The 8,651-nt window shown below is 61.3% G+C and carries 10 protein-coding genes; 4 read left to right on the top strand and 6 right to left on the bottom strand.

All coding sequences use genetic code 11. The annotated features are described in order from the left end of the window. Positions 1–100: 100 nt before the first annotated feature. Positions 101–1,048 carry a nuclear transport factor 2 family protein gene (locus RWT78_RS25535; protein ID WP_003943020.1) on the bottom strand — a complete coding sequence of 316 codons (948 nt, stop codon included), beginning with the start codon at positions 1,046–1,048 and terminating at the stop codon, positions 101–103. Between the two features lie 2 nt (positions 1,049–1,050). Further along, positions 1,051–1,689: an NAD(P)-dependent oxidoreductase gene (locus RWT78_RS25530; RefSeq protein WP_065351516.1), complete on the bottom strand. Its 639-nt coding sequence runs from the start codon at positions 1,687–1,689 to the stop codon at positions 1,051–1,053. A 167-nt stretch (positions 1,690–1,856) separates the two neighbouring features. Here RWT78_RS25530 and RWT78_RS25525 point away from each other — a divergent pair, with 167 nt between their 5' ends. The 3 genes from RWT78_RS25525 to RWT78_RS25515 all read left to right on the top strand — a co-directional run bounded on the left by RWT78_RS25525 (position 1,857) and on the right by RWT78_RS25515 (position 4,186). Next, positions 1,857–2,828, top strand: a complete 972-nt coding sequence (locus RWT78_RS25525) for a serine/threonine dehydratase (protein WP_003943222.1) — start codon at positions 1,857–1,859, stop codon at positions 2,826–2,828. Positions 2,829–2,886: 58 nt separating this feature from the next. Then, positions 2,887–3,288, top strand: a complete 402-nt coding sequence (locus tag RWT78_RS25520) for a hypothetical protein (RefSeq protein ID WP_037130583.1) — start codon at positions 2,887–2,889, stop codon at positions 3,286–3,288. A 61-nt stretch (positions 3,289–3,349) separates the two neighbouring features. Next, the gene (locus tag RWT78_RS25515) at positions 3,350–4,186 is read left to right on the top strand and encodes a DUF1206 domain-containing protein (protein ID WP_003943056.1); all 837 of its coding nucleotides are present in this window, start codon (positions 3,350–3,352) and stop codon (positions 4,184–4,186) included. A gap of 19 nt (positions 4,187–4,205) precedes the next feature. Here RWT78_RS25515 and RWT78_RS25510 read toward each other — a convergent pair whose 3' ends face one another. The 3 genes from RWT78_RS25510 to RWT78_RS25500 form a co-directional block, all read right to left on the bottom strand. After that, positions 4,206–5,513 (bottom strand): serine hydrolase domain-containing protein, encoded by a 1,308-nt coding sequence (locus tag RWT78_RS25510; protein ID WP_314681771.1) that lies wholly within the window; start codon positions 5,511–5,513, stop codon positions 4,206–4,208. Positions 5,514–5,595: 82 nt separating this feature from the next. Next, on the bottom strand, positions 5,596–6,333 hold the full coding sequence (locus RWT78_RS25505; RefSeq protein WP_314681769.1) for an SDR family oxidoreductase: 738 nt from the start codon (positions 6,331–6,333) through the stop codon (positions 5,596–5,598). After that, positions 6,330–7,034 carry a TetR/AcrR family transcriptional regulator gene (locus RWT78_RS25500; protein ID WP_003943013.1) on the bottom strand — a complete coding sequence of 235 codons (705 nt, stop codon included), beginning with the start codon at positions 7,032–7,034 and terminating at the stop codon, positions 6,330–6,332. Before RWT78_RS25500 ends, RWT78_RS25505 begins: the two co-directional genes overlap by 4 nt. Before the next feature lie 175 nt (positions 7,035–7,209). On the opposite strand from RWT78_RS25500, the gene RWT78_RS25495 reads away from it, so the two are divergent. Next, positions 7,210–7,983 (top strand): DUF4190 domain-containing protein, encoded by a 774-nt coding sequence (locus tag RWT78_RS25495; RefSeq protein WP_314681767.1) that lies wholly within the window; start codon positions 7,210–7,212, stop codon positions 7,981–7,983. Between the two features lie 13 nt (positions 7,984–7,996). On the opposite strand, the gene RWT78_RS25490 is transcribed toward RWT78_RS25495, so the two are convergent. Continuing rightward, positions 7,997–8,545, bottom strand: a complete 549-nt coding sequence (locus tag RWT78_RS25490; RefSeq protein ID WP_314681765.1) for a hypothetical protein — start codon at positions 8,543–8,545, stop codon at positions 7,997–7,999. Between the last annotated feature and the right edge of the window lie 106 nt (positions 8,546–8,651).

Below are 8,651 nucleotides of genomic sequence, written 5' to 3'. Positions count from 1 at the left end.
GTGATGGATCAGAGATTGTTGGACTACTACGACGGCGACACAGAACGAATCAACGTCGGCTGATCACGCAGCCCTCTCTGAACTGTTCGGAGTTGTCGTCTCAGCGACCGTCGTCCCACACGGTGTTGCCGCTTGCTGTCGTCGACGGGTAGTCCTGGACGGCGTCCCAATGCTCGACGATTTTGCCGTTCTCGTCGAATCGGAAGATGTCCATCGAGCCGCTGCCGGCCGTTCCCTCACCGGACGAAGCGAAGGTCTGAACGAAGACGAAGTCGCCCTCGGCTACCGTCCGTGGAAACTTGGTGGCCTTGTCTCCGGTAACGGGTTCGATCCCGGCCAGTGCGGTGACAAATGCGTCCTTGCCGTCAGCGAACGAGGGGTTGTGCTGGGTGTAGGTCGGACCGACCAGCTGGTCGGCAGCCTCGGCGGCTTTGCCCTCGTTGAAGGCGAGCTGCAGGAACGTCAACGCGTTGGCCGTGTTGCGCTCCAAGACTTCTGACGACTTGGACGGCGACGAGGTGGGTCCGTCGAACATCGTGTTCGGATTCGCGGACGTTTCCGGCACGTCTTGAATGGCATCCCAGTGTTCGACGATCTTGCCGTTGTCGACGCGGAAGATGTCGAACACGGCCTGGCCGCGGTCGCCGGGTGCAGACGTGGTGTGAGACTGGAGGGCAACCAGATCGCCCTCGGCGAAAACGCGAGTGATCTCGGCGTGCAATCCGGGTGTGGCCTCGACGTAACCGCCTATGCCGCTGACAAATCCGGCTGCCCCGTCGGCGGCAGTGGGGTTGTGTTGGATGTAGACGTCGCCAAGGTACCGGTCGGCGGCTTGCTGTACCTGACGGCCGTTGAACGCCAGTTCGTAGAAATCCGTGACGACGGTCTTGTTGGATTCGAGTTGATCGCCCTGTTCGGCAACAACGCTCGTGGACGTCGTAGAACTGCTGGGCGTTGCGGATTCCGCGTCGTTGGAGCACGCGGTGAGCAGGAGAGCGGCGGCAGCGGGAACAGTGATCCAGGCTGCGCGCCTACGGAGGTTGCTCATATTCAGTGTGCGACGGTGAAACGCTGGCGACGGTGTGCCGGAGTCTCGATCTCGTCGACAAAAGCGTGTGCGTAGTCTTCGCCCGCGATGGCGGAGTTGCCCTCGGCGTCCGTCAGGAGGATGTCGCCACCCACCTGGAAGGATCCCTTCGGAGCGATGCCGGCATGGGCGCCGAATGCTGCGGCCGGGCTCACGTAGAACCAGTCGACATTGCTGTCGGTCGCGCGGAGCGCATCGAGGACGTCGGCGTGAGCGAGTGCCTCACCCTTGTATGCGTCCGGGAAGTCGGGGGTGTCGACGACGCGTGGCCCGCCCTCGGAGACCAACAGGCTGCCGGCGCCACCGACTACGGCAATGCGAGCACCGTTGCGTGCGGCGGCATCTGCGAGGGGAGTGACGGCGTCGAGCAGGCGCTTGCCGTCGATCTCGCGAGCGGGGATGGCAACGACAACGACGTCGTTGTCTGCCGTGATCTGCTCCACGATCGTGTTGTCGTGAACCGAACCCTGCACGACATTCGTGTCGGTTCCGGACTGCGCGCTGCGAGCGACGACGGTTACCTCGTGGCCGCGTGAAGCGGCTTCTTTTGCGATTGCGCTTCCTGCAAAACCGTTTCCACCGAATACTGCGATCTTCGACATGGGGTGTGCCTTTCCTTGATGTCGTCGTTGTTCTTGTAGTAGTAAATTTATTCACCCCGAGGTGCATTGTCTCGGTCAGATGCGGGCATTCCTTGGTGAAAAACAGACATCATGATTACGATGGGCCGACTGCTTCGGGTCGACGTTGCGAACCGTAGGGTTGGTACATGACTCTCACCGCCGACAACAATGCAGGCCCAGTGGCAATCGAGCGCTCGGACGTCGAAGCTGCGCGGACTCGTATCGCAGGTTTGGCGCGGCGTACTCCGATCTTTCGCAGTGCGCTACCGACGCCACAGGGTGAGGTACCGGTTCTGTTCAAGCTCGAGTACCTCCAGCACGGCGGTTCCTTCAAAGTGCGCGGCAGTCTCAATGCAGTGGAACGAGCGGTCGCCGACGGCGCCATGCCCGATGCCGGCGTGGTGATCGCGTCTGGCGGCAACGCTGCAATCGGGGCCGCGTGGGCAGCGCGGCGACGAGGACTCACCTGCACAGTGGTGGTGCCGGAGACAGCGCCTGATGCCAAGGTGAAGGCTCTTGGAGAGTTGGGTGCAACCGTTCACAAGGTAGGCGACCGGTATGCACTCGCTGCTGCCGCTGCGGCGGACATCGCACGCACCAGCGGTGCGCTCGAACTGCATGCCTACGACCTGCCCGACATCGTCAGTGGGGCCGGCACCATCGCTCTCGAGATCGAAGACGACGCATCCGGACCGATCACGTATTGCGTTGCAGTCGGCGGCGGCGGGTTGGTCTCTGGAATCGTCGCGGCGGCTCGTCCCGAAGATCACGTGGTAGCCGTCGAGCCGACCGGGGCTGCCACCTTGCGCACCTCGCTCGATGCGGGGCGTCCGGTGGATATCGAAGTGAACAGTATCGCCGGAGACTCGTTGGGGGCTACACGAATTGGTGCCATCGCCTGGGAGACACTGCATGAGAGTTCGGTAGACAGTGTTGTGGTCGAAGATGATTCGATCCGACAGGCGCGGGCATTCCTGTGGCGGGAGTTCCGGATTCTGGTGGAGTTGGGAACCGCAGCAGCATTGGCTCCGGTTCTGAACGGAACGGTGTCGCCGCCGTCCGACGGTGAACTGTGCGTGGTTCTATGCGGAGCCAACACACATCCGACCGACCTGTAATTTCAGCGTATTTGTTTGCCTGCGTGTGAGAAAGTCGCAGGTGGGTACCTCTCGCAGTATGAGTACCAGCAGCATTATCTGGATAATTGTTGCCGTGGTCGTGGTGATAGCGATCGTGGCCGCACTCTTGTGGGTGGCGCGAAACAGGCGTGACGAGCGTCGTCACATCGAGGCAGAACAGATCCGCGAAGACGTCGCAGACAAGTCACTGCAAGTAGGCGAGCGCGAGGCGCGGGCAGAAGAGACAGCAGCCAAAGCGCGCATGGTGCAGGCAGAGGCCGACGCCAAAGCGGCGGAAGCGTCTGCGCTGCAACATCATGCAGCGCAGCATCGGAAAGAGGCGACGAGTTCTCGCGACGAACTGAACCAGCAACGAGATCATGCAGACACGATCGACCCCAAGGTTCCCAACCCCGAAGAACCGCGGTCGACGCCGGATCAGAACCCTCGAAACCCTTGATCTCGAAACACTTGATGCAGGCGTTCGAGGGAACTGTCTGCCCGTATATGGTTCGACGATCATGATGAATAAAGAATCGTCACCGCACGACCAGAAGAGCGTTGCGTCCACGGCGGCTGACGTCGCACAGAACAATGTCTTCGAGCGCTTTGCCCGTGCCGGATTCGTCGTCAGCGGTGTGGTTCATCTGCTGATCGGATATATCGCGATCCGCCTTGCTCTCGGTGGATCCGGGTCTGCGGACCAATCGGGTGCGATGGCCGAGTTGGCAGGAAAGCCAGGGGGTGTCTTCGCTCTGTGGGTCGGCGTCGTGGCCTTCCTTGCCATGGCGTTGTGGAGATTGGCCGAAGCTGCGTTGGGAAGCTCGTCGTCGCCGTCCTCTGACGACAAGAAGAAAGAGTTCTTCAACCGCGCAAAGGCTCTGGGCATTTCGCTCGTCTATTTCGGTTTTGCGTTCACTGCATTCGGATTCGCCCGCGGTAGCGGGAAGTCCAGCAGCGGTCAGAGTGCGGGGATCACGGCGCGTTTGATGGAGAACACGCTTGGAACTATCGCATTGGTGATCGGCGGGATCGCGATCATCGCTGTTGGTGTGTACCACGTGTACAAGGGCGCGAGCCAGAACTTCCTCGATGATCTGAAAGGCACACCCAGCAACTTCGTGCGCCGACTCGGAACCGTCGGGTACGTCGCCAAGGGCTTGGCCATCGCTGCAGTCGGCATTCTGGTTCTTCTTGCGGTCAACAGTTCCGAACCCGGCAAGTCCTCCGGACTCGACGGAGCGTTCAAGACGCTGGGCGCGCAGCCGTACGGAGTGGCGCTGCTGATCCTTGCCGGATTGGGCATCATCACCTACGGGCTCTACTGCTTCGTGATGGCACGCTCGACGAAGATGTAGCGCCCGTAGGTAAGTGGGTCTATCCGAATGACCCGGTCTGGAAGCCGACGTCGCTGCCCGACGAACTTCCCGTCGAGCTACCGAATATCGGTCGTCTCGGAACCAGATCATGCATCAGGTTCACGGCTGCAGGGTCGATCATCGCCGCATTTCCACCGTTCGCCAGAATCGTGATCGACCAGCCGCTGTCGGGAACCAGCAGGGTGATGCAGTTGGATCCCGAGCTGTCTCCGTTTTTCTTGGCGAACCGTTGTGGGAAGTTCGGCGTCGGGGGTTGGAGCTGCCACGCCATTCCCATTCCGAATGCAGGATTCTCCGGAGCTTGCGTGTCGATCTGCTCGAGCATCGAGGTCAGGACTGGTTTGAGCGGGTTGTTTCCGTAGCCGAGAGTTGTTGCAGCCCAGATCGACATGTCCTCGGCGGTGCTGACCAGCCCACCCCCGCCTGCGATCGCACCCGTGTTGTTCCACAGAGGCGCTCGTGTGCCGTCGAGGTAGTACGGAACGGCAAGGTCGGTTGCTTTGGTCTCGATCACGGTACCCATCATCCCGAGCGGGTCGGTGATTTCGCGGGCGACTGCCGCCGCGAATGGTGGCTTCTCTTGTCCCGGAATGATTTTGTCGGCCATGAGTGTGCCGAGCAGTCCGAACCCGAAGTCCGAGTACAGCCAGTGGCTACCGGGGGCGAACTCCAAGGCGCCGGCGTCTTGGAGTCCTTTCCAGAGCATATTTCTGGTGTACTTCGCCTTCTCGTCCGTGCACGATCGTGTGGGATCGGCACACCCCGCCGAAAGATTGGGCGGGTCGTCGCTCAGACCGGAACGGTGGGTGACCAGTTGGCGAAGCGTGATCTCCTCGCCGCCGATGCCTTTCGGCAGCGGGTTGCCATCCGAATACTTGCTCGCCAGGTCGTCCAATCCGACTTCTCCCCGAGCGATCAGTTTCGCCAGTAGTGCAGCGGTGAAGGTCTTGGTCTCCGAGGCGATCTCGAATTGCGTTCGTGGAGTGACTCTCACGCCGTTTTCGACGTCGGCATATCCGTAGTGGTACGTAGTGGTGACACTCGCCTTGCGGTTCTTCTCATCCGGTTTGACGATGGCGAAGGCAAGACCGGGGACTCCGCTGTTCAGCAGTGTCTCTGCGACGCGCTGTATCGCTTGGGCTTCCGCAGGATCGCCGACCCGCGAACCTGGATTGGGTGCAGTGGGGCCGGCGGCGCCGGCGGTCGAGGAGGTCGCGAGGGTTATGACCGCGGTTGCCGCCAGCCCTGCAACGCTGATGAACTGCCGTCGTGACGTCCGGGCGGACCCTCGATCCTGGTTATCCATTGTTTGCACATTACAACCAAAGTCGACTGGTTTGACTGTTTTGTCGGAATTGCCAAGGTGTGCTCCTTAGACGATGGTTTTGCTAAATCACGCCGCCGTTGACGTAGATGACCTGGCCATTGACCCAACGAGCTGGGCCGGCGAGAAACGCGACAGCCTCCGCGATGTCCGCCGGTGTGCCGAGGCGTTCCAGGGGAGCCAGCTTGGACAGGTTCTCCACTGTAGCTTCGTCTTTCCCGTCAAGGAATAGATCGGTGGCCGTGGGGCCTGGGGCTACGGCGTTGACCGTGATATCGCGTCCCCGTAGCTCTTTCGCGAGAACCAGAGTGATCGCGTCGACAGCACCTTTGGTGGCGGCGTACGCCGCATAAGTCGGAAACGCCAGCTTCTTCACGGAGGTGGAGAAATTGATGATCGCACCACCGCGCCGGACACGTCTGGCTGCCTGCTGGTCGACCACGAAGGTCCCTCGGACGTTGGTCCGATGCATCCGATCGAAATCGTCGAAGTTCAGTTCTGCGACGGTGGAGAGAATCATGATTCCGGCTGCATGGGCGACGACGTCGATGCCCCCGAACTCCTCCTCGACCGTATCGAACAGTGCGGCGACTTCACCTTCGTCGGCGACGTCCGCATGCACCGCTATGGCGCGACCGCCCGCAGCGTCGATGGCGTCAGCTGTTTCCTGGGCGCGTTGAATGTTTCCTGAATAGTGCACGGCGACAGCCATTCCGTCGGCGGCGAGCTTCTCGGCAGTCGCTCGCCCGATGCCGCCGGAAGCTCCGGTGACGATGGCGACGCGGGTGGTGGTGTCAGTCATGATGTAACTCCTGAACTGGTTTCGGTTGCATCGGACAGCTTGCGGAGCCACTCGCGTAGAAGGCCAACTTCGTTGGTGGAGAGGGAAGTCGAATCTGCGGCGGCGATTTGGGCGTCGAGAGTAGATGCAACTCTGTTGAGTGAGGTTTCCGGGTGGGCGCCGGATTCGTCGATGATGGACGCGAAGATTCCGTCGCGAACTCGCTGTGACAGCGTCGGATCGGGGTACTGTTCCGGCCTGACGACGAGCATCAGAGCGACGCCCGCATTGGCGGACATCACCATCTGCGTAGCCACGTCGACCGATACGGTCAGAACACCTGCCGCAGCGCATCGTTCGAGAACGGATCGAAGTAGCGCCTGGGCCTGCAGGGCGGTGTCGGCGCTCTGGGCGGAAGGTGAGTGCATCAAGCGGTAGTGAGCGGGATGCGCGAGCGCGAAGGCGGTGTGCGCATCCCAGCCGGCCCGTAGATCGGCAACGGGGTCATCGGAAGGTGTCGCAGCCCGTTTGCCTTCGAGGTATTCGAAGAAGCCCGCCTCGACGACGGCTGCGAGCAGTCCGTCCTTGTCGCCGAACTGACGGTAGAGCGCGGGGGCGCCGACGCCGGCCATCTCGCACACGGCGCGGGTGGATATGTCGCCGTGGGGGGAGGTGTTGAGCAGCTCGGTCGCTGCGGCCAGAATCTTTGCTCTCGAGCTCATAAAAACAACGCTAACACAAATATGTAATCGTTGCTATCGCCGGTTTGGTCGTGCGAACGAACTACAGACACAGGCACCAGAACTTGATCAGATGAGTGAGCCGGTCCGGCCACGGTTCTGTGTGGAGTGACGGCTAGAGCCGTTCTGTTCTCACACTCTGAACGAAGGAATCCTGGTGATTGGCTCGGAAACTACTGTTGCGCAGAATAATTCGCATTCCGGTTATCTGGGGTGGATTCTGCGGGTCATCAGTGTCGTGGCGTGCGCTGCGGTTGCAACGGTCGTTGTCTCGCTGACGCTCGGGCCGCCATTCGCGCGGGCCTGGGCACAGTGGGTTGCTCGTCATCTAGGTGGGGACTTCGAGACGGGAGTCGTTGTCGGATTTGTGACTGGGCTTCTGGGCACCGCTGTGACTTTGTTTGCAGCGCTGATGAGTTCGTTGGCGTGGCGGCGTCGCGGTGGCCCGGCATTGTCGCTTGGTGTCGGTGCCATTGCCATGCTTGCCGTTATTCCTGGCGCAGTGAATTTGAGTATCGCGGTCGGTGCAGCAGGATCCGGTGTGAGGGCGGCGGGGAGGATCCTCGACGTCGACGGGCCGGCGTTTCGTGGAGCCTGGATAGCCGGATCTGTGGCGGGGCTGTTGCTGTATATGGCCGCGGCGCTGCTGTTAGGGAGGAGCCTTCGTTCGACGTTCGGGCCTGTCAGGCATGTGGCGGCGCCGCTCCCCGGGGTGGTCGGCGGCACGAATGCCTTGGCCATCGTCGCACTTGTACTTGGAATCTTCGGTGGAGTTCTTGCTATTCCAGTGGGCCATGTGTCGTTGAACCAGATTCGCCGTTCCGGCGAAAGTGGGCGCGGATTGGCAGTGGCCGGCCTCGTTCTCGGTTATCTGTCCCTGGTCGTCGTCGTAGGTGTCGTATTCGTGACTGTGTCCGCGGCCTATCGATAATTTGGGTCGCGCGTCAGAGTTGGGTGGGCTGGAGTGGCTCGATGTCGGAGGTGCGAGGTCCGAACAGGCCCATAGCCCGGGTGCGAATGGACGGTAGTGCTTCGTGGATGCTCCCGCCGAGACGGTGGAGAGAGTTGAACGAGCGTGATTCCCAAACCGGAAACTCTCCGTCGGTGTCGCGTGATGCTGTGTCCCACAGGAGGGCGTCACCGTTTTCGCTCCATCCGAAAACCTGCAGCGAGTCGGGGAGTGACCAATCGCCGTCGGGTTCGATCATCCAATCGAACTCGTCATCCTGTCCTTCTCTGTCGACCGAATGAAGATGGGCGGTGAGGTTGCGGGCGCGCCCTTGCCAGCCGTCCGCAAATCCGGGAAGGACGGGCGGATAGATGAGCCAGAGTCCGAAGGTCCGCGCCCAACCTGCGTGCCTGATGAATGCGCGATATGAATCGGGGAAGCCCTGCCGGTCGGGAAATCGATAGGAATCCATAAGGGCAAAATCGATATGCGCGAGCGTCGGTCGGCCGTCTACCGTCAGCGCGTTGGTTCCCTGTGCAAACACACCCTCAACGCTAGCAATAGGGGATACCGTGCCGCCCTTTCCGGCTATCGAAGCACGCCGGAATGGGTCACCGAGGCGTGTGCTCGGTGACCTCCGGGTTCAGAGT

The organism is uncultured Rhodococcus sp. (assembly GCF_963525155.1).
GTDB classification, from domain to species: domain Bacteria; phylum Actinomycetota; class Actinomycetes; order Mycobacteriales; family Mycobacteriaceae; genus Rhodococcus_F; species Rhodococcus_F qingshengii.
Note: the sequence above shows the minus strand (reverse complement) of the source record. Positions and strands in the feature narration are given on the sequence as shown.